Raw genomic sequence first — 1,285 nt, 5'->3', positions numbered from 1 at the left:
CTCGTCGTGATGTCGCCCACCCCTGTGGTGTTGCTGTTGCGCAGATAGAACGTGCCACTGCGGAACACGCCGATCGTGTCCTTCCCGTCGTGGTTCCAGTCGCCGCACACCGGTACGTCGGTCGGGTTGCCGAAGTGGACGGTGATGTCGCCGATCCCCGGTGTATTGGTGTTGCGCAGATAGAACACGCCGTTCCGGAACACGCCCGGCGTGCTCACCCCGTCGCCATCCCAGTCACAGGTCAGCGGCACGTCGCTCGGGGCTCCATAGCTGAAGAAGCCGTCGGGAGCGCCCGTTGTCGAAGCGTTGCGCAGGTACCACGTTGGCAAGCCGGTGCTCGTCTGGACCGACCAACTGCGGCCGGCCGGGGTGTCGTCGACCAGGCCCGTCGGGCTCGTGGCCCGCACCAGGAACGTGTGGTTGCCGTTCGCCAGCGCCGAGTACGTCGTGGGCGACGCGCACGGCGCGTACGCCGCGCCGTCGAGGCTGCAGCCGAAGGTGGAGGCCGCCACCGAGGCCGAGAACGTGAGCGTGGCCGAGGTGAAGCTCCCGACTCCCGATGGGCCCGAGTCGATGGTCGTCTCGGGCGGCGTCAGCCCGATGGAGTTGTGGAAGTAGGAATCGGTGCTGAGGTTGTCGTCGCCCGCCACCACGAGCAGCCCGGTGGTGTCGTCGGTGTTCTGCTTGGTTGACGAGGGGTTGTTGATGTGCGTGTCGGTTGCACTCTGGATGAACGGCGTTCCCAAGCCTGCAGGAAACGAGATCGCGTCGAGGCTCGACTGCTTGTGGTAGATGGCTCCGCCGTTGCAACAGGGTTCACTCACCTTGCCGAACCGGTAGCTCGTCCACGTGCTCCCCTTCAGCACGAGCAGATGGATGAGCGTCTCCGTGCTGCCGACGTGCGAGGTCTTGACCGCCGCGAGGACCCGACCGGCCGGATCGTTCGGCGGAAGGGCCTTCAGGTTGATGTGGTCATCCGCCGCCTTGATACCCGAGTAGGCGGTGCCGCCCGGAGCGGTGGTGAGCGTCCACGCCTGGTCGTCGGTGCCGTCGGTGTGGGTGGACCAGTACATGTGCGTCGGCTGTGTCGCGGTGTCGGCCACGTTCTGGTTGCTCCACATGATGCCGACCTTGTTGCCGTCGAGCTGGACGATCGACGATTCGTCGCCCTCCGGCTCTGCCAGCGCGTTGGCCGCGGAACCGACGGGTAGGACGTAGGGCGCGACCCACGTCTGCGGTGTGGCGGCGGAGTTGTGAGTCACCATCACCTGACCGTTCAGCACGA

1 protein-coding gene is annotated in these 1,285 nt (G+C 66.2%); it reads right to left on the bottom strand.

Annotated elements, in window-relative coordinates:
- On the bottom strand, positions 1 to 1,265 hold a 1,265-nt coding region (locus E6G06_17270), incomplete at its 3' end, for a hypothetical protein (protein TML87795.1).
- Positions 1,266 to 1,285 lie beyond the last annotated feature (20 nt).

The sequence above is a fragment of the Actinomycetota bacterium genome (assembly GCA_005888325.1).
Classification (GTDB): Bacteria; Actinomycetota; Acidimicrobiia; order Acidimicrobiales; family AC-14; genus AC-14.
Note: the sequence above shows the minus strand (reverse complement) of the source record. Positions and strands in the feature narration are given on the sequence as shown.